General features: G+C 52.5%; 22 protein-coding genes. 3 read left to right on the top strand and 19 right to left on the bottom strand.

Translation table 11 applies throughout. The features are described 5' to 3' along the window. Positions 1 to 6: 6 nt before the first annotated feature. The 13 genes from amaP to NYE33_RS16745 all read right to left on the bottom strand — a co-directional run bounded on the left by amaP (position 7) and on the right by NYE33_RS16745 (position 9697). A complete protein-coding gene (gene amaP / locus NYE33_RS16805) occupies positions 7 to 546 on the bottom strand; it encodes an alkaline shock response membrane anchor protein AmaP (RefSeq protein WP_039295507.1) in 540 nt (179 codons plus the stop codon). 72 nt (positions 547 to 618) lie between these two features. Continuing rightward, positions 619 to 1035 carry an Asp23/Gls24 family envelope stress response protein gene (locus NYE33_RS16800; RefSeq protein WP_039295505.1) on the bottom strand — a complete coding sequence of 139 codons (417 nt, stop codon included), beginning with the start codon at positions 1033 to 1035 and terminating at the stop codon, positions 619 to 621. A gap of 119 nt (positions 1036 to 1154) precedes the next feature. Beyond that, positions 1155 to 2498 (bottom strand): acetyl-CoA carboxylase biotin carboxylase subunit, encoded by a 1344-nt coding sequence (accC, locus tag NYE33_RS16795; protein WP_039295502.1) that lies wholly within the window; start codon positions 2496 to 2498, stop codon positions 1155 to 1157. 56 nt (positions 2499 to 2554) lie between these two features. After that, positions 2555 to 3064 (bottom strand): acetyl-CoA carboxylase biotin carboxyl carrier protein, encoded by a 510-nt coding sequence (gene accB, locus NYE33_RS16790; protein ID WP_039295500.1) that lies wholly within the window; start codon positions 3062 to 3064, stop codon positions 2555 to 2557. 271 nt (positions 3065 to 3335) lie between these two features. After that, on the bottom strand, positions 3336 to 4226 hold the full coding sequence (locus tag NYE33_RS16785) for a SpoIIIAH-like family protein (protein ID WP_076245603.1): 891 nt from the start codon (positions 4224 to 4226) through the stop codon (positions 3336 to 3338). 78 nt (positions 4227 to 4304) lie between these two features. Continuing rightward, on the bottom strand, positions 4305 to 4943 hold the full coding sequence (spoIIIAG, locus tag NYE33_RS16780; protein WP_039295496.1) for a stage III sporulation protein AG: 639 nt from the start codon (positions 4941 to 4943) through the stop codon (positions 4305 to 4307). A gap of 54 nt (positions 4944 to 4997) precedes the next feature. After that, positions 4998 to 5801, bottom strand: coding sequence for a stage III sporulation protein AF (locus tag NYE33_RS16775; protein ID WP_076245606.1), 804 nt, complete (start codon positions 5799 to 5801; stop codon positions 4998 to 5000). 73 nt (positions 5802 to 5874) lie between these two features. Next, positions 5875 to 7134, bottom strand: a complete 1260-nt coding sequence (spoIIIAE, locus tag NYE33_RS16770) for a stage III sporulation protein AE (protein WP_445669816.1) — start codon at positions 7132 to 7134, stop codon at positions 5875 to 5877. 88 nt (positions 7135 to 7222) lie between these two features. Next, on the bottom strand, positions 7223 to 7612 hold the full coding sequence (spoIIIAD, locus tag NYE33_RS16765; protein ID WP_039295491.1) for a stage III sporulation protein AD: 390 nt from the start codon (positions 7610 to 7612) through the stop codon (positions 7223 to 7225). A gap of 9 nt (positions 7613 to 7621) precedes the next feature. Beyond that, positions 7622 to 7825 (bottom strand): stage III sporulation protein AC, encoded by a 204-nt coding sequence (gene spoIIIAC, locus NYE33_RS16760; protein ID WP_020426549.1) that lies wholly within the window; start codon positions 7823 to 7825, stop codon positions 7622 to 7624. A 13-nt stretch (positions 7826 to 7838) separates the two neighbouring features. After that, entirely contained in the window at positions 7839 to 8357 is a 519-nt protein-coding gene (spoIIIAB, locus tag NYE33_RS16755; RefSeq protein WP_039295486.1) for a stage III sporulation protein SpoIIIAB, read from the bottom strand. Further along, complete coding sequence (gene spoIIIAA / locus NYE33_RS16750; protein ID WP_042138737.1) at positions 8350 to 9351, bottom strand: stage III sporulation protein AA; 1002 nt, start codon at positions 9349 to 9351, stop codon at positions 8350 to 8352. Before spoIIIAA ends, spoIIIAB begins: the two co-directional genes overlap by 8 nt. Before the next feature lie 82 nt (positions 9352 to 9433). Further along, entirely contained in the window at positions 9434 to 9697 is a 264-nt protein-coding gene (locus NYE33_RS16745; protein WP_042138738.1) for a YqhV family protein, read from the bottom strand. Between the two features lie 341 nt (positions 9698 to 10038). Between NYE33_RS16745 and NYE33_RS16740 the strand changes: the two genes are divergently transcribed. Further along, the gene (locus NYE33_RS16740; RefSeq protein WP_042138739.1) at positions 10039 to 10905 is read left to right on the top strand and encodes a YitT family protein; all 867 of its coding nucleotides are present in this window, start codon (positions 10039 to 10041) and stop codon (positions 10903 to 10905) included. A 1079-nt stretch (positions 10906 to 11984) separates the two neighbouring features. Here the strand turns inward: NYE33_RS16740 and NYE33_RS16735 are convergent. The 4 genes from NYE33_RS16735 to NYE33_RS16720 form a co-directional block, all read right to left on the bottom strand. Next, positions 11985 to 13238: an aspartate kinase gene (locus tag NYE33_RS16735; RefSeq protein WP_039295541.1), complete on the bottom strand. Its 1254-nt coding sequence runs from the start codon at positions 13236 to 13238 to the stop codon at positions 11985 to 11987. 249 nt (positions 13239 to 13487) lie between these two features. Beyond that, positions 13488 to 14045 carry an elongation factor P gene (gene efp, locus NYE33_RS16730; protein WP_039295482.1) on the bottom strand — a complete coding sequence of 186 codons (558 nt, stop codon included), beginning with the start codon at positions 14043 to 14045 and terminating at the stop codon, positions 13488 to 13490. 45 nt (positions 14046 to 14090) lie between these two features. Next, on the bottom strand, positions 14091 to 15161 hold the full coding sequence (locus tag NYE33_RS16725; protein WP_042138741.1) for a M24 family metallopeptidase: 1071 nt from the start codon (positions 15159 to 15161) through the stop codon (positions 14091 to 14093). A gap of 75 nt (positions 15162 to 15236) precedes the next feature. Continuing rightward, the gene (locus tag NYE33_RS16720; protein ID WP_341066725.1) at positions 15237 to 15728 is read right to left on the bottom strand and encodes a YqhR family membrane protein; all 492 of its coding nucleotides are present in this window, start codon (positions 15726 to 15728) and stop codon (positions 15237 to 15239) included. A 207-nt stretch (positions 15729 to 15935) separates the two neighbouring features. Here NYE33_RS16720 and NYE33_RS16715 point away from each other — a divergent pair, with 207 nt between their 5' ends. Next, positions 15936 to 16889 carry a DUF1385 domain-containing protein gene (locus NYE33_RS16715; protein ID WP_445669815.1) on the top strand — a complete coding sequence of 318 codons (954 nt, stop codon included), beginning with the start codon at positions 15936 to 15938 and terminating at the stop codon, positions 16887 to 16889. Positions 16890 to 16896: 7 nt separating this feature from the next. Further along, entirely contained in the window at positions 16897 to 17238 is a 342-nt protein-coding gene (locus NYE33_RS16710; RefSeq protein ID WP_039295475.1) for a hypothetical protein, read from the top strand. A 100-nt stretch (positions 17239 to 17338) separates the two neighbouring features. On the opposite strand, the gene NYE33_RS16705 is transcribed toward NYE33_RS16710, so the two are convergent. Both NYE33_RS16705 and NYE33_RS16700 read right to left on the bottom strand, forming a co-directional pair. Then, positions 17339 to 18298 carry a patatin-like phospholipase family protein gene (locus NYE33_RS16705; protein WP_341066722.1) on the bottom strand — a complete coding sequence of 320 codons (960 nt, stop codon included), beginning with the start codon at positions 18296 to 18298 and terminating at the stop codon, positions 17339 to 17341. Between the two features lie 68 nt (positions 18299 to 18366). Next, complete coding sequence (locus NYE33_RS16700) at positions 18367 to 20043, bottom strand: family 10 glycosylhydrolase (RefSeq protein ID WP_336103064.1); 1677 nt, start codon at positions 20041 to 20043, stop codon at positions 18367 to 18369. Positions 20044 to 20161 lie beyond the last annotated feature (118 nt).

The following is a 20161-nucleotide window of genomic DNA, read 5'->3' as shown; positions in this document are numbered from 1 at the left end:
TCACCTCTATTCCACTCGACTTTTGAAGCTTGGTGACTGTGTGAGGTTAGCAATATATACAGATACATCCGCTACCGGAATTCCGGTTGTTTCCTGCACGAAATCATGCACCTGGCGCTGCACCTCCGTAGTAAGCAGAGGCAGGGAATGCTCGCCGTCCACAACTGCCCGGATCATAATTTCAAGTCCGGCCTGCGAGACGCGGATGCGCGACTTCAGATCACGGATGCCCTTCACTTTGCCTGCAGCCTTGAGGCTGAGGTTCTCGATGGTTTCCATGGAGATCTGGATGTCCCCATACTCTGTACGCTGATCCACGGACGGCAGGGAAGCACGGTCGCGGCGCAGGGAGATGTAGAAGAAACGGATGCTCAGCAGGAAAAGAATAACCGCAGCTGTAATCGCAGCGATATAGGCCCCCGGCCCGTCAGGAATCTCAAACGTGTCCGGAATGGCGCCGCTCAAGAGGAGGATGGCAATTACAGATAGTATTCCGATACTTAAGCTGTAAAGGAACAGCAGAAGCCTGTCCAGAATTTTGGCCACGAGTCACATAACCTCCTTAAATTAAGGTAAACCCTCGACGTACGTCGGGGGTTTATGGAAGAACAAAGGCCTTTACTTCACGCGGATAACCGCGTCTGTATCTTCGCTTTTGTCAACACTTGTGGCGTTTCTGAACTGCACATCATGGATATGCACATTCACTTCTACCACAGTCAGACCGGTCATGGTTTCGATGGAACGCTTAACGTTGCGCTGAATTTCAGCAGCCACTTCAGGAAGACGGTTGCCGTATTCAATGATTACGGATACATCCACTGCAGCTTCGCGTTGTCCAACTTCAACCTTAACGCCCTTAGACAAGTTCTTGCGTCCGAGAAGCTCCACGATTCCTCCGGCGAAACCGCCGCTCATTCCGGCCACGCCTTTAACCTCTACGGTTGCCAAACCTGCGATAACCTCGATCACTTCAGGAGCAATCTGGATCTCACCAATTTCCGTACGTTCGTATTCTGTCGGCAATGTACTCATTTTGGACTTCACACCTTTCCGGTAAAAAAGTTATTCGGGCATTTCAAGCAGGCAGCACGTCTCTTATTAAACATACTATATCATTTGACGAACTTTATGACAAACAATGAGAAGTCGTCCTAAATTTCATACTCTTCCAGGAATTTGATATCGAAATTCCCGTCCAAAAATACCGGATGCTCCAGCAATCTCTGATGGAAAGGTATGGTTGTATGTATGCCTTCCACAGCGAATTCGGATAAAGCCCGTTTCATCTTGGCAATGGCTTCATAGCGCGTCGGCGCCCAGACGATCAGCTTGGCGATCATCGAGTCATAAAAAGGTGAAATGGTGTAGCCCGGATAAGCCGCGCTGTCCACCCGCACTCCAAGTCCGCCCGGCGGCAGATAGAAGCCGATTTTGCCCGGAGACGGCATGAAATTACGTTCAGGGTCCTCGGCGTTAATACGGCATTCGATTGACCAGCCGTTGATCACAATATCCTCCTGGGTGAAGGACAAGGGGTTGCCTTCCGCCACAGAGATCATTTCCTTGATCAGATCTACGCCCGTGACCATCTCAGTTACCGGATGCTCAACCTGGATACGCGTGTTCATCTCCATGAAGTAGAACTGTCCGTCCGGCCCCAGCAGGAATTCCAGCGTACCCGCTCCCGAGTAATTAACCGCCTGCGCAGCCCGTACAGCCGCTTGACCCATTGCATCACGGACTTCCGGGGTAAGCACGGAGCAAGGCGCTTCTTCAATCAGCTTCTGGCGGCGGCGCTGCACGGAGCAGTCCCGTTCACCCAGATGGACTACATTGCCATGATTATCGGCGATAATCTGAATCTCCACATGCTTCATGCCAGTCAGGAATTTCTCAAGATACACACCAGCGTTGCCAAAAGCCTTCTGCGCTTCCTGCTGGGCAGCTGTAATCTGCTTCACCAGTGATGCTTCGTCCTCGGCAATGCGGATGCCTTTGCCTCCGCCGCCTGCTGTGGCCTTGACGATGATCGGATAACCAATATCACGGCCCAGCATAACCGCTTCCTCTATGTCGCCGACAAGCCCGTCAGAGCCCGGAATAATCGGAACTCCGGCCAGCTTCATGGTTTCTTTGGCTACAGCCTTGTCACCCATCCGTGTGATCGCATCCGGAGAAGGGCCTATAAATGTAATATTGCAGGATTCACAAATCTCCGCGAAATCCGCATTCTCGGCCAGGAAGCCATAACCGGGATGAATGGCATCACAGTCGGTGAGCGTAGCTACGCTCATAATATTTGTAAAATTCAGATAGCTGTCCTTGGCGGGCATCGGACCAATACAGTACGCTTCATCAGCCAGACGGACATGCAGTGAATCCCGGTCCGGCTCCGAATAGACTGCTACGGTGGAAATGCCCAGTTCACGGCAGGCCCTGATAATGCGGACCGCGATTTCGCCGCGGTTGGCAATCAACACTTTTTGAATGTTCATGCTTTTCCTCCCAAAGTTTAGCGAAGCTTGCAGGCTCCTCATGATTCTCGCGGCAATTATTCCGCTCTCACCAGAAACAGCGGCTGGCCGTATTCCACTAACTGGCCGTTCTCGGCCAGGACGGAGACGATTTCGCCTTTCACTTCCGCTTCCAGCTCATTCATCAGCTTCATGGCTTCAATGATGCAGACCGTTGATTTCTCATGAACCCGGTCTCCCACACTTACAAAGGACGGTGTTTCCGGAGAAGCAGCACTATAGAAGGTCCCTACCATCGGAGAGACGATTTTATGTAATGCGCCTTCAGCGGAGGATGCTTGCTGCTGCGTTACAGCAGGAACTTCACTGACAACCGGAGGAGCAACATGCTGCGGACTTTGCGGCTGCGGTGCTGGCGTAAAGGGGTAGGCATAAGGAGTCGCCTGGATTGCTGTTCCATCAGCTTCAGGGCGATCCGGTTTGCGGATAGCCAGCTTCATACCTTCGCTTTCAATCTCCAGCTCATGTACGGAAGAGGTCTGGTCCAGCAATTTAATTAATTCCTTAATCTCGCTTAACTTGAACATTGGGTAGTTCACTCCTTCAGCTTTCTCTCGAAGCCATTTTGGACGCAGATAAACAGGGTACGATATTCCGTTCTTCCCGGGAAACCTGTGATTCGGTCTGCTTGCGGTTCTTTAGAATCGCTTTCAGGATAACCGCTGCCTGCGTATTCTTCTTATATTTCAAGATAACTTTATGTATTATATCACAAACGCTAGAAATGGAAAGAGCCCGGGACGTGCCCGGGCTCTTTCGGCATTTTATTCTATTTTCTTTCATTTAATTCAGGAGGGCTTACTGTTCCGATACGTATTGGACTTTAATCTTGTCCTGGGACACACTCAGTTCTTTCATTACAAGGTCAACGATGCCCACGGCCTGCTTCACATCCAGCTTATCGCTGAGCACTACGATTGTGTACGCATCTCCGGCTTCCTCTTTCACAATAGCTTCACCGTATTTCTGCTGAAGCTGCTCTTCAATTCCGGTGATTTTGGATTCTTTTTCCTCCAGCTTGCTGAGTTGTTCCTGGGCAACCGCGTTCTCCGCAGGTGTCTTATCCATGTCATTAATCAGGGCCAGCAGATCATTGTGGTCCTTAAGATTCTGCTGCTCGCGTTCATACAGGTAATTCGTGAACATGCTGCTGGCCGATACGCTCTGGGAAGCTACTTCATCCAAAATAGCCGCATCATCCTTGGCCGGAGTCTTCTCTGTGGAAGCTGCTGCTGATTTGTCGGCACTTGCAGCCGGTTTCTCTGTCTTGTCCGCTGTATCTGCTGCGGCCGTATCCTTGTCAGCTTTGGAGCTGTTAGCTGCTGCGCTGCTGTCATCTGTTACTGCTGCGGATGTGCTGTCATCCGTCACGGCAGCGGCTGCGGTCTTGTCTGCAGCATCTTTGCCGGCATCCTCAGTTACAGCAGCAGTTTTGCTGTCATCTGTCTGGGCTCCCGCATCGGCAGTAACGGAATCATCAGTTGTTACTTCGTTGATCACGAGCCCGCTGTCAAGCGTAGTAGCGGTCCCGCCGCCCGTCCCGTCCTTCACGGTGTCCACCTGAATGCTGCCCGCGGTTTCTTTGGGAATGGAAGCTCCTGTGTCTTCCGTGAACAGGTAATAAGCCGAGAGCACCACCATTAAACTGAGCATCGAAACCAGCCAAATCGTTTGTCTTTTGCCCTTCATTTGTGATTCCTCCTAAAAGTTTTATTGAATATGCCTCTACGAATTTGCTTGCGTATGTCTGGATAGTAAGCTGAACGCCTATTCCTGCTTGCGCGGAACGACGGAGATCCGGTAGCTCGGCACGTTCAGCCCTTTCTCGACAGCCTGCTCGATCAGGTTACGCACCACTTTATTCTCTGCCCCTTTGGCGACAACCAGCACACCGCGCACCTGGGGTTTGATCCGTTTGGTGATAATCGGGGTTTCGTCGCCGGACTGGCTGTAGGTTACGATTTCGCCGTCCCTGGTGTATTGTGTAGTATGGCGTTTCCCGCCGCTGGCATCGGTTTCCTCACTCTGCGCCTGCGAATCATTCATATTGCGCTGCACGACTATTTCCTCTGTGGAATCCACGGTGACCATAATGTCAACTGTGCCGACCCCGACGATTTTCTCCAGAATCTCCTTCGTCCGGTTCTCCATCGCCAGCTCGATGCTGTCAAAAGAATTGGGTTGCACCGCCTCCTGCTGCAGGACCGCCTGAGAGGTCTCGCTTACGGGCGGTTCACGTCCCGTATTCTCGCTGTCCAGCTTCTTCACATTCACGAAGGAGTTGAACAGCATGATAGCAACGCCCAGCAAGCCAATAATGATCAGCCAGCGGAAAGTATGACTCCTCTTCGGATTGCCGCTTCCGCCGCCGGCCCACTGCTCCAGCTTTTTCAGCCAATTGGCCATTAATTTCCCTCCTTCTGTATATGGCATTCTGCCTTGTGTTCCCTGGTCTCTGTCTTATGATTTCACGGCGCTGGTGCCGCCGCTCAGCACATGTATCGAATCCGGGTCCAGGTTCCAGTTCTGCTCGAGCAGCCTTTTGACCGATTCGGCCTCTATAACCGCTGCCGCCTGTTCCTCCTGCGTCCCGTTTCCTGCGGCTGAAGGCTGCGAAGCACCCGTTGCGGCTCCAGAGCCTTCACTTGCTGCCCCGTCCTTGTCCAGGCTGACCTGGACCGGTTCTACAGGGGTAATCCGTATCGGTTCGGGTGCCGGGCTTGCAGCAGGCTGTGAGCCCTCTGCTGAACCCGGTATGCCGCTTGCAGCAACCGCTCCCGCCACCGGCATATCTACTGTGACCGAAGAGATCACCGGCACCTCTTCGCCCAGAGGCGCACTCGGATTCGGCCCCATGCCCAGCGTCACCGTAACATTCACACCACGGATGCCGGTGCTGCCGGCAATCTGATCGCGCATCTGCCCTGCTATTTCTTCGGCGGCAAGCTTCAGGCTCTGATCACGCGCCCCCTCTGCCAGCATCCGCCCGTCCGCCAGAATCTTCTCCAGCGAGTCCGCGCCGTCCCCAGTACCTGAGAGCAGCCCGCCGCTCCGCTCCTGCTGCTCCATGGCCAGACTAAGCTCCTTGCTGGCGTCCCCCTTGAGCATGGAGACGATCGGACTAAGCATCGTCAGCAGAACCAGCAGACTGAGCACCAGCCTGGCATAGCGTTCCATGGATTTGCTGGGCAGCAGCATCTCGACAAACGCGGCCATCAGCACCACCAGAATCAGTTCATGGAGCCATCCGCTGAGCCAGCTCATGGCGCACCTCCTGAAAGTTTGTTTACACAACCTGCCTCATATCTCATACAACCGGACCTGGATGATATCCGCCTCACCGCATCATTACGGTGACATTGCCGGCGGTCAGCATGATGGTGACGGCCAGGAAGAACATCAGCGATACGGCAGCCAGCGCGGCGAACACGTAGATCATGCTTTTGCCGATCGTCTGCAGGCAGGTCACAATCGGCGTTTCACCCAGCGGCTGCATAACGGCGGCGGCTACGTTGTAGATCAGGGCCAGCACCAGAATTTTGATTGCCGGGAAAGCACAGAGGAAGAGGATGATAATGACCCCCGAGAGCCCGATGGCGTTCTTCACCAGCAGTGATGCAGAAATCACGGTATCTGTGGCATCTGCGAACATTTTGCCGATAACCGGCACGAAATTGCCTGTGATATATTTGGCGGCGCGGATGGTTACACCATCAGTGACCGAGCTGGTGATTCCTCTGACCGAGATTACCCCGAGAAAGACGGTAAGCAGTACTCCGAGCAATCCGGCCCCGATATTGCGCAGCAGGTTGGCCAGCTGGGTCAGCTTATATTTCTCCGACATCGCACTCACCAGATGCAGCACCGCCGAGAAGAACAGCAGCGGGAACACTATGGTGTGAATCATCGTACCCACTGTATGGATCATGAACACGATCAGCGGATGGGTCACCGACACCGTTACGATATTGCCCATCGAAGCCAGCAGTGCGAACAGCAGCGGAATCATCGCCATCATGAAGTCGATCATCCGGTCAATGGCATCCTTGGCGTAGCCGATGGAGATGTTGAAGCTGTTCACGGCAATGACCAGTACCACCATGTAACAGAGCATATAAGCGATTTTACTGACGGATTTCCGTTCAAAAGCGGTCTGCAGCGTCTCCAGAATCATACTCAGCACGCTGATCATCACAATCGTAACCAGCAGCTTGCCGTTGTAGAGCACCTCATGCCACATGAAGCGGGTCAGGCCGGACAATACGCTTTTGAAGCTTAATCCGTCTTCTCCGGGCAGCAGCATATCCATCAGCGAGGGTGTTTTCCCTTCCGGGAAGAAGCCCCCGTAGTCCTTCATCAGCTGATCCCAGTACGTCTCCACCCCGTCTGTCGGAAGGCTCTCGACCTGCCCCTTCACCCACTGGTCTACAGGGGAGGAGGACCCTCCGCTGCCTCCAGTTTGCGCTTGCGTCTGTGTCTGTGTCTGTGTCTGTGTCTGTGTCTGTGTCTGTGTCTGTGTCTGCGCTTGAGAAGCCGGAGCTGCATAAGCGGTTCCTGCACACAGCAGAAGCAGCAGACAGGGGAGCAGAACGAGCAGCCTGCACCCTTTTGGCGGACGAAAAATACTGCGCTCCTGCACACCCTCACCCCGCTTTCCTGTGGCCTACCGCTACTCCGTCTGAATCTCAGGCAGGCAGCAGCTTCATCACCGTTTCTATAATGATGCTTATAATCGGTACGGCCAGCACCATGATCAGCACCTTGCCGGCCAGCTCGATTTTGGAAGCGATCGATTCCTGTCCGGCATCCCGCACGATCTGTGCCCCGAACTCCGCGATATACGAAATGCCGATGATTTTAAACACGGTTTTGATGTAGATCATTTCCATCCCGGAGGATTCTGCCACCCGCTCCAGCGTGCCGAGAATCGTTCCGATCTTGCCGATCAGGAACAGAAAAATCAGTATGCCTGCCGCAGTAGTCAGCAGAAAAGCGAACATCGGCTTTTGTTCCTTCAGGACAAGGATGAGGACGGTCGACAGAATTCCTATTCCCACTACTTGAATGATTTCCATACCCCCAGCCTATTGAAAAAGAAAGATCGTTTTGATTTCCTGAAGCAGTCCGTCCAGCATGCGGATGACCATGAACAGCACGATGATAAAACCAACAATTGTTACCCAGTGAGCTATGTCCTCTTTGCCCATCTGCTTAAGCACCGTGTGGATCATGGCGATAATGATGCCGATGCCGGCAATCTGAAAGATCGCGTTGACTTCAATATTCATTCCTGGCACCTCGCTAAAAGATCAAAATGACGATCAATGCTCCAAGCAGCAGACCCAGGCTTTTGCTCACTTTTTCATATTTGCCCTGATCTTCTCTGGCCGCTGTCTCTTCCTGCTTCAATTGCTGTAAAGCCAGTGCAATATGCGTGCTCTGATTCGATCTGTCACTGGTTCCGAGTGTGCAGCTGAGCTGCCGGAAAATTTCCTTCTCTGTTCCTTTCAGGGAAGCGCTGCTCCAGTGAATCTCCATGGACCGCTGCACGGCTTCCTCGGCGCTGCAGTTATGCGGCGGGCTCATCTCTTCCGCTGCGGTGAGGAAGAATGCTCTCAGCGGTTCCTTGCTCTGCATCCCGATCCGGCGCAGCGCCTCCGGCAGCGGGGTATAGCCGTATTGGATCTCAGTCTCCAGCCGCTGCAGCGCTGCGATCAGGCCTCTGATATGCCGGGGCCTGTCAGCATACTGGGCAGCCCGCTTGAAGCCGGCCAGCGTGCCCGCAAGCACGATGAGCACTGCCCCGAGCAGCTTAAGCATGCCGGTCACCGCCTATCCGCTCTTCCGGAGAGATCAGCAGCAGCCCGCGCTTCTGGGCGTCCAGGATGCGGAAGGACAGGCCTGACTCCGAACGGTGCAGGATTACATACCGCTCGAACATCCGGTGCTCCAGCAGACCGCCAAGGCCGGGCCGGCGGGCCAGCTCGGACACTTCCTTGCCATGCGCGGAAGCGACTACCGAGATGCCGGCGTGCAGCGCCTCGGTTACTGCATCCGCATCCTCCAGGCGGCCGATCTCATCGGCGATCAGCACGTCGGGCGACAGCGAGCGGATCATCATCATCATGCCTTCCGCTTTGGGACAGCCGTCCAGAATGTCCGTGCGCGGGCCGACATCGAAGGCGGGGATTCCGCGGCGGCTGCCGGCAATCTCCGAGCGTTCATCGACGATGCCGACCTTGAGACCGGGGCGGCTGCCCTCGCGTCCGCCCTGCCCTCCGGCCGAGATCTGCCTGGCGAGGTCGCGCAGCAGCGTGGTCTTGCCATGCTGCGGCGGCGAGAGGATCAGCGTATGCATAATCCGCTGCCGTCCCCGGTCCAGCAGATAAGGCAGCACGCCGTCTGCCAGCCCGTGCACTTCGCGGGCAATCCGCACATTGAAGCCGGTAATATCGCGGAGATGCTCAACCCCCCCGCCGCTTAAGACTGTCCGGCCGGATAAGCCGATGCGGTGCCCGCCGGGAATCGTGATGAAGCCCTTGCGCAGCTCCTCTTCCATCGTATACAGCGAATGATTGCTGATCAGGTCCAGCAGCCGGTGCGTATCCTCCCGGTCCGGCTTGTAGGCTTCAACGGGAAGCTGTGTCAGACTGCCGTCCACGCCGACAAAATGATATTTGCCGGAGTAATTAATCTCGAGCGGCCGTCCTTCACGGACGCGCACTTCCTCCACCTTGTCCAGGAGCGCAGCGGGGAGGCCGCCGAGCAGCGCTCTTACTTTTTCGGGAAACAATAGAAGCCAATCATTTGCCATACAAAGTACCCCCAAGTTGTCCTCTACTTAATAGCTTTATTCCATATTTATGCTTGTACTTGTACTTTATGACTATCATCTATCATTTCTTCAGAATGCCGATTAAGAGAAAGGCCACGCCGCAGCCGATCCAGCCGAGCTTGCCCCACGACAGCTGCTGGGCCATCCCCGTCAGGCCGACCGCTGTGGTCAGAATCAGGATTGTCGGCCCGACCAGCGCCAGCCCGGAATTAACCGCAAGCGCCTTATCCACCTGGTTCAGCCTCAGCATAATCAGTGCAGCAGCAATCTCTACACTGCCTGACAGCAGCCGAAGTCCCGCCATCCAGCTCACATACTTGTCCAAACTGTTCAACTCCCTTGTACAAATCTATGGATACCAAAGAATCCGCTGCGCAATAAACAAGCTGTTATCCATGGATATGCAGAAGCTGTCCACTTTAGACAAGAAGAAATGCAGGAAGCTAGCAGAGATTTAAGCAGGTGTGAAAGAAATCATAGTGCTCTCCTCTATAAAAAAATATCATCGGTATGATAAAATTAATTTTGCGCGTGCAAAAAAATGGAGCTTTGGAAAATAGAAGGGCAGGCAGCTGGAGAAACTAAGCCTTCCTAACTGCTTCTGGAGTGGGTCCGAGCGCCGCAGAAATGTAGATAAAGACATCGGAAAAAGAGGGGATCACAGTCATGCAAGTTCGTAATTTCGTAGTACCGCTCGTATCGGGAACAGTAGCCAGACAGGTAAAAGAAGTAGCCATTATCATTTTTTCAGCCTTTCTGGTAGCGGGCGGGCTCCGGCTGTTCCTGATTCCGCATCAGCTGCTCAGCGGCGGCGTGGCCGGGACGGCATCCATTATTGGCTACCTAACGAATCCTAAGTATATCTCGCTGTATTATTTCGCCATCAACCTGCCGATCCTGATCTGGGGTTTCGTAGCCGTGGGGAAGAAATACATCTGCTATAGCATGCTGTCGGTTATCTCCACTACCTGGTTCCTGAATATCATCCCTGTGGTGAAGCTTACCAAGGACCCGATTCTGGCCAGTATCTTCGGCGGTGTGATCATTGCCGGCGGTGTCGGCTTCTCGCTGCGTGCGGGGGGATCTTCCGGCGGATTCGATATTCTGGGCTCCATTATTACCCGCAAGCGGGACATTCCTATGGGAACCGTGCTGTTCGTGATGGACGGTCTGGTCATCCTAAGCCTGGGCTTCTTCAAAAGCTGGGATTCGGCGCTGTACGCGATGCTCTGTATTTTCGTCAAAAGCCGTGTAGTTGACATGATCCACATCCGCCACGTCAAGCTGACCTGCTTCATTGTCACGAAGGAGCGCGAGAAAATGCTGAACCGCCTGACCTGTCTGCCGCACGGCGTCACCGTCGTAAATGCGGAGGGCGGGTACAGTCATGAAGGCAATACGATGCTGATGACGGTAACTACCCGCTACGAGCTGGCTGACCTGCGCAAGACGATTCTTGAGACAGATCCGAAATCCTTCGTCAACGTGCTGGAGACGGTGGAGATTATGGGCCGGTTCAGACGATTGAGTTAAACGAGGATAGTTGTATAATGTGCAATTAAAACCAGCGAAAAGGGATGCGGACATCTTATAACTGTATTCCGTACAACTAAATTCGCCTAAATGGGCGGGAATCAAGGTACAAAGTCAGTTTAATTGTACGAAATACAACTATATGGATAATCGCTAGTAAATCAGACGATTTAGTTGTACAAAGTACAATTACAATTAAGCATATCGCCTATACCGTTGCTAGCCACATTTACTATGCAAAAAAAGTGCTGCTCTCCGCTCGCGCGGGGAACAGCACTCTTTTTGACTAATGATGGTTAGTTACTAATAGGATGTTGTCTTTGTGTCTTTGTGTTATACATTATTCGCTTTACATTGACGATGGCACAGTGTATTCGGTTTTTCGCATACATTTGGCTCGTCTACCCTATCGATGGCACAATGTATTCGGTTTTTCGCATACATTGAGCCCATCTACCCTATCGATGCCACAATGTATTCGGTTTTTCGCATACATTCGGCTCATCTACCTTATCATTGGCATAATGTATTCGTTCTTTCGCATACATTTGGCTCGTCTACCCTATCGATGGCGCATTGTATTCGGTTTTTCGCATACATTGAGCCCATCTACCCTATCGATGGCATAATGTATTCGGTTTTTCGCATACATTCGGCTCATCTACCCTATCGTTGGCACAATGTATTAGGTTTTTCGCATACATTTGGCTCGTCTACCCTATCGATGGCACAATGTATTCGGTTTTTCGCATACATTTGGCTCATCTACCCTATCGATGGCACAATGTATTCGGTTTTTCGCATACATTCGGCTCATCTACCCTATCGATGGCGCATTGTATTCGGTTTTTCGCATACATTGAGCCCATCTACCCTATCGTTGGCGCATTGTATTCGGTTTTTCTCATACATTTAGCCCATCTACCCTATCGTTGGCGCATTGTAGTCGGTTTTTCGCTCAAGCCCCAAATCAATTCAGGGCTCACCTGCCACCAGACGCCAAACAGGGATGCCCTCCAGCCTTCCGGCCAAAGAAACATCCCTGATATTGTCATGCTGCAGAATTATAGACCAGAAGCTTAGCGGCGGTCCTGCGGGCCTCCGACGAAGGCCTGCTCTGCGGTGTCGAGATTATAAGCCGTATGCAGCGCCTGAATAATCTGCTGCAGATTGCCGGATTCAATGACACAGGAAACCTTAATCTCCGAGGTGCTGACCATCTTGATGCTCACACCTTCGTTCGAGATCACCTCGAACATTTGGGCCGCGACCCCCGGATGGCTGACCATGCCGGCGCCGACAATGGACACCTTGACCAGACTATCCTCGGAAGTCACTTCACGGTACGGCAGCACACTGTGCAATCCTTCAATGACCTGCTTAGCCTTCTCCAGATCGCTAAGGGCTACTGTAAAGGAGAAGTCTGCGGTCTGATTCTGAACGCCGCTCTGTACGATGATATCGACGTCCACACCCTCTTCAGCCAGCTTGCCGAAGACCTGGGCGAGTACACCCGGAACATCCGGAACTCCCAGAATACTGATCCGGGCCACATTCTTGTCATACGCGATGCCGCTAACTACTACACCCTGCTCCATACTTGCTTCCTCCTTCACAACAGTTCCTTCATTATGGTTAAAGCTCGATCTGACGACCAGCTTCACTTGATATCGTTTGGCATATTCCACTGCACGCGGATGCAGCACGGCTGCACCGAGATTAGCCAGCTCCAGCATCTCGTCATACGAGATTTCCTTCAGCTTCCGCGCAGTCTTCACAATCCGCGGGTCTGTGGAATAGATGCCGTCTACATCGGTATAGATTTCGCAGACATCCGCTTTGATCGCAGCAGCCAGCGCAACCGCCGTTGTATCCGAACCTCCGCGGCCCAGCGTGGTAATCTCACCGTCCAGTGTCATCCCCTGGAACCCGGCAACGATAACAATCTGCTCACGCTCCAGCGACTCCAGAACACGGCGTGGAACGATTTCACTAATCCGCGCACGGCCATGGGTCTCATCGGTTCGGAACCCGGCCTGCCAGCCTGTATAGGATACAGCATTCCGCCCGATTCCATGAAGAGCGATGGACAGAAGCGCTACAGAGATCTGTTCCCCCGTAGTCATCAGCATATCCATTTCCCGTGCGGGAGGCTGCCCGTTCAGCTGTTTAGCCTGATCGATCAGTTCATCTGTTGTATCCCCCATAGCGGACACAACCACAACGCAGCGATGTCCCTCATCCTGCTTATCTGCGATGCGCTTGGCGACACGCTTCATACGTTCAATATCGCCGACGGAGCTGCCTCCGAATTTCATGACATAAAGTGACAAAGTCCCATTCACTCCCTATTTCGCTGTAAGTAGTAGCTTTTATTTGGTTTTCGCTTTAACACAGTATAATACGAAAATCATAACATGCGTTAATGGTTTCACAAAAAAAGCGCCCAATTTTCCGAACATGGCCATTCCTCTATGCCTGGCACGGCAAATTATATTCAGCTGAAGCTGTACAAAAAACCTCCGCCGCATACTGCGGGGAGGCCGTCTTGAATAACGTTGAATCCGGAGCTACGTAAGCTACTACGCGCGGGAGATGTATTTACCTTCACGGGTATCGATCAGGAGAACATCGCCTTCATTAATGAACAATGGAACCTGTACAGTATGTCCGGTTTCCAGAACAGCCGCTTTAGTTGCACCTTGAGCCGTGTTGCCTTTAACGCCCGGTTCTGTTTCAGTAACCTTCAGTTCAACACTTGTAGGCAGGTTGATCCCGAGGATTTCACCCTGGTAGCTGACGATATTTACCGTCATATTCTCTCTCAGGAAGTTAAGCTCCCACTCCAGCTGCTTCTCAGTCAACTCGAACTGGTCATATGTTTCGTTGTCCATGAATACATGCTCGGAACCGCTGGCATACAGGTACTGTACACCACGGTTCTCGATGATCGCGCGGCCGATTGTTTCGCCTGCACGGAATGTGCGCTCAACGGTATTGCCGTTACGCAGGTTCTTCAGCTTGGAGCGGACGAATGCCGCGCCTTTACCCGGCTTCACGTGCTGGAAATCAATGACGGTGAAGATATCCCCTTCTACTTCTACGGTCAAGCCTGTCTTGAAATCATTAACTGAAATCACTAAAAATCCCTCCTGGAATCGATGAATTAACTGAATAAGTTTGTCTTACAGTACCGTGTATTCCTTAGACGAATGTGTCAGCAGCGCGATGCCGCTTTCGGTAATGACAATATCATCTTCAATCCGCACGCCGCCGAGGCCGGAGAGATAAATTCCCGGTTCAACGGTAACAACCATGCCCGGCTCCATAATTTCATCGGCAAGCTTGGACAGACGCGGAGATTCATGAACCTCCATGCCCAGGCCATGGCCTGTGCTGTGGCCGAAATACTCCCCGTATCCGTAACGGGTGATAATATCACGGGCCAGGGCATCGCATTCGCGGCCGGTCATGCCCGGCTTGATATGTGCCAGCGTATGCAGCTGCGCTTCAAGCACAATATCATAGATTTCCTTCAGCTTGGGATCTGGCGATCCCAGAGCAATCGTACGTGTTACATCGGAGCAGTATCCGTCCAGCAGAGCGCCGAAATCGAAGGTTACGAATTCATTGTTCTGGATGATCTTGCTGCTGGCTACGCCATGCGGCATGGCCGAGCGTTCGCCGGAAGCAACGATCGTATCGAATGAAGACGAGGTTGCACCATGGGTACGCATGTAGAATTCCATTTCCAGATCGACATCACGTTCAGTCATGCCTGGTTTGATCACATTCAGGATATGACTGAACGTGGCGTCGGCCAGATCGGCCGCCCGCTGCATGACAGCCAGCTCTTCTTCGTCCTTGAACATGCGCAGATTCTCCACGGCTTTGGATACCGGCACCATAACAGCCGGCTGCAGAGCCGCCGCATAGGCAGTGTACGCGCTGAAGCTTACATCATCCTGCTCGAATCCAACCCGGACTTGTCCGCCCTGCGGCAGCAGCTCGCGTACGGTGTCAATGAATTTCGAAGCATGCTGAACAACCTTCAGGCCGTTTACCTGTTCCGAGGCCTGTGTCATATACCTGAAGTCAGTCAGCAGATAACTGTCATCACCGGTAACCAGCACATAACCGGAGGAGCCGGTGAATCCGCTCAAATAGCGGCGGTTATAGCCGCTGGTAATTAACATCGCATCCAGTCCCTGTTCCTGCAAAACCTTACGCAGCTTGGAGACGCGCTTGTTGCTCATTTTCATTCTCCTCTCGAAATAGCCACATTGTATTTTAACATAGTGGCATGCCACCTGAGAAGTTTTTTCGGACGCTTAAGCCAGCTTTGTCTGCTGCTCCCGTTTCCGCTCATCGGTATACTCAATCGCCGCCGTATATCCGATGAATAATCCCCAGAGCAAAAAGAGGCAAAATTCACTGATTACAGAGTTCCAGGGCAGTCTGAAAGGCGGCTGCATCAGGAACTGCCAGGAGCCGGCAAGGAACAGGGCCGACCACCAGAGCACACCGTAAATCATCCCCGGCCAAGGCCCCTTCAGCTTGCGGAAGATAAGCACGTAGACCAGGGAAACGATCACCGAGAAGACGATAAAGGATAAATATCCGAGCAGATGCCCGGCGGGCGACACCAAAAATTCATGTTTAAAGAAGGGCTCCGCCAAAAATCCCGGAATCACCTTGGTGAAATGCAGGACATACATCAGCCAGCGGGCTCCTCCCCAGATGATGCCGGCGAAAAATCCCAGTTCAATGGCAAAATAAAACGGATTCGTATGGACTGACTTTTGCTTGTTGGAAGAACTCATAGAGCAGCCTCACTTTCAATATAGGGTTAATCCGGTTTCCACTCCGCTCTCTATAGACTAGTATGTACAGCAAACGGCAATCCAACTAGTAATGTGCTTAAAAATTAGTTACAATGTATTATATAAATCACATTAAAATACGGGAAGGTGAATTGGTTGTCCCAGGAAACTCCCAGTTACGGCGGCCAAGCCGTCATTGAAGGCGTCATGTTCGGCGGCAAGCATATCAACGTAACAGCCGTAAGAAGGAAGAATCAGGAAATCACATTTTTGGAGGTGCCGAAGAGCGATAAGAGCTGGGTCCTTAAACTGCGCAAGATTCCGCTGCTTCGCGGCATTGTCAGTATTATAGATTCCAGCGCCAAAGGCTCGAAGCACCTGAATTATTCGGCGGAATCCTATGCCGAGGATGAGACAGAGCCTGAAGAGCTTGCCAAGCAGAAAGAGAAAGATAAAGACAAGAAGAAAGATGAAGGCTGGAGCCTCGGTATGATTTTCGGCGTAGCTGTCATGGGTATTCTTTCTTTCCTTTTCGGCAAGGTTATTTTCACACTGGTGCCGGTATTCGTAGAAGATTTTTTATTCAAGAATGCATTCGATAACTATATTCTGCACAACCTTGTTGAAGGCGGCATTAAGCTGGTTCTCCTGCTCGTTTATCTGTTTGCGATTTCACAGACTCCGGTGATCAAACGGCTGTTCCAGTATCACGGTGCCGAGCATAAGGTAATCAGTGCTTTTGAAGCCGGCGAAGAACTGACTGTTAAGAATGTACAGAAATACAGCCGTCTGCATTACCGCTGCGGAAGCAGCTTCATGATGCTGACCATTATCCTCGGTGTGATTATCTACTCTGTTGTCCCATGGGATAATCTTATGGAACGGGTACTGCAGCGGATTATTCTCCTGCCGGTAGTCATCGGGATCTCCTTTGAGGTGCTGAAGGGCACCAATGCCGTGAGAGATATTCCCGGGCTCAAGTATCTGGGGTATCCGGGTCTGTGGCTGCAGCTGCTGACGACCAAAGAACCTAAAGACGATATGGTTGAGGTGTCCATCGCCTCGTTCAACCGGATGCGGGAGCTGGATGCCGCAATTGAAGCAAGAGGATATTCGGAGGCAAGTGTGTCAGGCGGCATTTTGGATCCTGCGAAAGGATGATTAGCCCATGATCAGACATGCTTTGATTTTTTGGATTTCAATAGCTCTCGCAGCATGGGGGCTGGTAACGGAATTTATGATACGCGGCCTTGCTGCCCTATCTATCTTTATTCTTCCGCTAGTTCTGCTGGCGCTGCTGTATTATGCGTACAAGATCGTTCCCGGCAGAACAAACGGCGGTCCCGGACGGCCGCGTACCAAAGTCAAGCCTTCGGCCAAGACGATGTCCAAGGTTGCGGGTATCCGCAAAACCCAGGCCGCCTCACCCGGCAAGCGTAAAACCTATCCATTCCAGGTGATTGAAGGCAGCAAAGGTAAGAACGACGACCAGCTTCCCAAATATCATTGAACTCCCGGCTATCCGCTAAGATTCAAGCAACAAAAGGCATCTCCGCATTGTCGTTACGACATGCGGGATGCCTTTTTTGGTTATAATTCAGATCCGGCGCTTATGCCGGGTGAATATATGGAAGGGTACTAAGCGGCGGCCGCCAATTTTTGAAAAAATCCTCTCCTGCCGTCAGCCCCGCAGTATAGATCGCCTCACTCTGTTCCGGTGAGATATGAAACTGGGTGGTGGAAATGCCCAGCGTGGGAATTTTGACAGTGCGTACGAATTTATCCGTCTCGATATAACGTTCATCATGGGCAGAGAGCATCGTTCCTACCATAGCCTGAAGCATGCTGAACGGCCCGGTAATGCGGTGAGGCTGCGGCTGTGTCTTACCGATCAACTGGTAGCCTACCGTGGGCGTACGGCGCTCTGGGGACTGGAAGCCATCCTTCTTCTCATCAAACAGCCACAGCGGAAAATTGCTCAGCATCCCCCCGTCCACCATATACACAAACTGCTCGGCAAAAGACTTTCTCCGGGCTGCCTCTCCGTTCAGCCGCAGCATCACCGGATCGAAGAAGTAGGGAATGCTGCAGCTCATCCGCACTGCCTTGGCGACTTCAAAGGAGTCTGGTGAAATCCCATAGAGCTCCAGATCATCCGGCAAGACGACAATCCTCCCGTTAGTAATATCTGAAGCGATAACTGTCAGCCTGCCGCGCGGCAGATCGCTGAACGTAACCACACCCTTCTCCAGCAGAATGCCGCGGATCCAGGATTCCAGAGCCTGGCCCGAGTACAGGCCTTTTTTGATCAGCACACGGATTGCCGGTCCTATTACAGCGGTGTTATACAGTGCTCCGCGCTTGAGAAAGGATGTGAAGGGCGTCTCCCTGATGATCCGGCTCAACGCCTCCCCGTTATAACCGGCGGCCAGCAGCGAAGCAATAATGGAGCCTGAAGAGGTTCCGGCTACTCTCCTGAAGGTCCGGCCCGCCCGCTCCGTTGCCTCCACCGCACCTGCGAGCGCAATCCCCTTCACGCCTCCGCCTTCAAAAACTGCGTTAATCTCCATACATAAGAATCCCCCGTTCCATAGATCTTATTGCTTATCTATGAGCACGGGGGACTATTCATGACTGACTATGACTTGAAATAAAAGCTGAGCAGGCTGGCCAGGCCAAATGGATCACGGACCACAATATCATTGGCCCGGAACAGGATACTGCCGGAAACCTCATCGTATTTCTCGTTATATTTCAGCTGGTTGATAATCTGATCGCCGCTCTGCCATTCCGCAGTTTGTTTGGTATCCCCTACTTTGTAGGAGGCCAGGCCGATATACAGCTTGACGCCCGTGCCTGTGACCTCGTTCACCCACCAGTCGACCAGCTTGTCATAACGGGCGGCGCTGAAAGAGAGACTCCAGTATATCTGCGGAGCCACATAGTCGACCCAGCCGCTCTTAATCCATGTGCGTACATCCGCATACATGTCATCATACGCAGACACGCCTGCCGTTGTATCTGAGCCGGTGCTGTCCGCCTTTTTATTGCGCCATACCCCAAAGGGGCTGACGCCAAACGAAACTGCCGGCTTCACCGCATGAATCTCTGCCCCCAGCTGCCGGATGAACTGATTGATATTATCCCGGCGCCAGTCTCCCTTGGTGGCAATTGCCTGAGAGTTGTAGGTCTTGAATGCCGTATCATCGGCAAAGGTTACGTTGGAAGGATAGAAATAATCATCCAGATGCACACCGTCAATGTCATACCCTCTGACCACTTCCATTACGGTGTCAATGATATGCTGCCGCGCTTCCGGTATACCCGGATTTATGTACAGCTTACTGTCAGCTTTGACGATCCACTCTGGATGCAGCTTGGCCACATGATTGGCGGCAAGTCCTGTAGTGGAGGCATCGGTAGTTGCCCGGAACGGATTGAACCAGGCATGCAGCTGCATGCCGCGTGAATGGGCGCTGCTGACCATATACTGGAGCGGATCATAGCCGGGCTCCTTCCCTTGGGTACCGCTAAGCACCTTGGACCAGGGGACGAGCTGTGAGGAATACAGGGCATCTGCGGCGGGTCTGACCTGTACGAATACACTATTGAAACCGGCAGCCTGCAGCTTGTCCAGCATGCTGTCGAACTCTTTCTTCTGCTTGTCTGCATTACCGGCCGAAGCCGTTGACGGCCAGTCCAGATTAAATACGGTGGACACCCACGCGCCCTTCATCGCCTTTCCGGTCTTGGCCCCGGGAATTGAAGGTACGGTTGGCGTTGGCACGGACGGTGCCGGCACTACAGGCGTTGGCACGGATGGTGTCGGCACTGTCGGAACAGACGGTGTCGAAGGTGTAGACGGCCCGCCAATCTCTACATTTGAATATAAGGCAATATGCTTCGCAGCCTGATTCCAGACTACCTGCAGCCCGAGCTGCTCACTGACGAACCGCAGCGGCACCATCACTCTGCCCTGTGTAATCTGCACAGAGGTATCCAGAGGGACTGAAGCACCGTTAACGATTGCACTTTTGCTTCCGCTAGTCAGCTTCAGCACATTATTCCCCTTGCTGATTGTAGCGGTCTTACTGGCCTGATCCCAGACCACACCGGCACCTAGTCCTTTACTGACTACCCCGACAGGGACCATAGTAACATTGGTCCGCGTAATATAAGGCGGAACATCCGTGCTTAAGCTCTCTCCATCCAGTTCAATGGTAATCTGCACCGAAGCAGCGTGTGCACTTGTTGTCCACACAGGCAGACATAGCATAACCACCAGCAACCCTAATATCCATTTACGGTAATTCATAATTCCTCCCAAATGTTGTAGTGATATAACAAAGAAACGGCCTTCTCGTCCTTGAATCAGGGAGAAGGCCGTTTCTTTAGTAAACGGAGTCCTTCCTTAGGTGAAAAAGGAACGGTAT

The sequence above is a fragment of the Paenibacillus sp. FSL R10-2199 genome (genome assembly GCF_038000235.1).
Classification (GTDB): Bacteria; Bacillota; Bacilli; order Paenibacillales; family Paenibacillaceae; genus Paenibacillus_AQ; species Paenibacillus_AQ phytohabitans.
The sequence above is the reverse complement of the archived record's forward strand: the minus strand, read 5'-3'. Positions and strand labels throughout refer to the sequence as shown.

Bases quoted from the DNA above. Each gene is read 5' to 3' on its own strand.
- NYE33_RS16710 (WP_039295475.1), top strand. From the start codon at position 16,897: ATGATCAGACATGCTTTGATTTTTTGGATTTCAATAGCTCTCGCAGCA.
- spoIIIAC (WP_020426549.1), bottom strand. From the start codon at position 7,825: ATGAATATTGAAGTCAACGCGATCTTTCAGATTGCCGGCATCGGCATC.
- NYE33_RS16705 (WP_341066722.1), bottom strand. From the start codon at position 18,298: ATGGAGATTAACGCAGTTTTTGAAGGCGGAGGCGTGAAGGGGATTGCG.
- accB (WP_039295500.1), bottom strand. From the start codon at position 3,064: ATGTTCAAGTTAAGCGAGATTAAGGAATTAATTAAATTGCTGGACCAG.
- spoIIIAB (WP_039295486.1), bottom strand. From the start codon at position 8,357: ATGCTTAAGCTGCTCGGGGCAGTGCTCATCGTGCTTGCGGGCACGCTG.
- NYE33_RS16785 (WP_076245603.1), bottom strand. From the start codon at position 4,226: ATGAAGGGCAAAAGACAAACGATTTGGCTGGTTTCGATGCTCAGTTTA.
- accC (WP_039295502.1), bottom strand. From the start codon at position 2,498: ATGAACATTCAAAAAGTGTTGATTGCCAACCGCGGCGAAATCGCGGTC.
- spoIIIAA (WP_042138737.1), bottom strand. From the start codon at position 9,351: ATGGCAAATGATTGGCTTCTATTGTTTCCCGAAAAAGTAAGAGCGCTG.
- NYE33_RS16800 (WP_039295505.1), bottom strand. From the start codon at position 1,035: ATGAGTACATTGCCGACAGAATACGAACGTACGGAAATTGGTGAGATC.
- spoIIIAD (WP_039295491.1), bottom strand. From the start codon at position 7,612: ATGGAAATCATTCAAGTAGTGGGAATAGGAATTCTGTCGACCGTCCTC.
- NYE33_RS16720 (WP_341066725.1), bottom strand. From the start codon at position 15,728: ATGAGTTCTTCCAACAAGCAAAAGTCAGTCCATACGAATCCGTTTTAT.
- spoIIIAG (WP_039295496.1), bottom strand. From the start codon at position 4,943: ATGGCCAATTGGCTGAAAAAGCTGGAGCAGTGGGCCGGCGGCGGAAGC.
- NYE33_RS16700 (WP_336103064.1), bottom strand. From the start codon at position 20,043: ATGAATTACCGTAAATGGATATTAGGGTTGCTGGTGGTTATGCTATGT.
- NYE33_RS16725 (WP_042138741.1), bottom strand. From the start codon at position 15,161: ATGAGCAACAAGCGCGTCTCCAAGCTGCGTAAGGTTTTGCAGGAACAG.
- NYE33_RS16775 (WP_076245606.1), bottom strand. From the start codon at position 5,801: ATGAGCTGGCTCAGCGGATGGCTCCATGAACTGATTCTGGTGGTGCTG.
- NYE33_RS16715 (WP_445669815.1), top strand. From the start codon at position 15,936: ATGTTCGGCGGCAAGCATATCAACGTAACAGCCGTAAGAAGGAAGAAT.
- NYE33_RS16740 (WP_042138739.1), top strand. From the start codon at position 10,039: ATGCAAGTTCGTAATTTCGTAGTACCGCTCGTATCGGGAACAGTAGCC.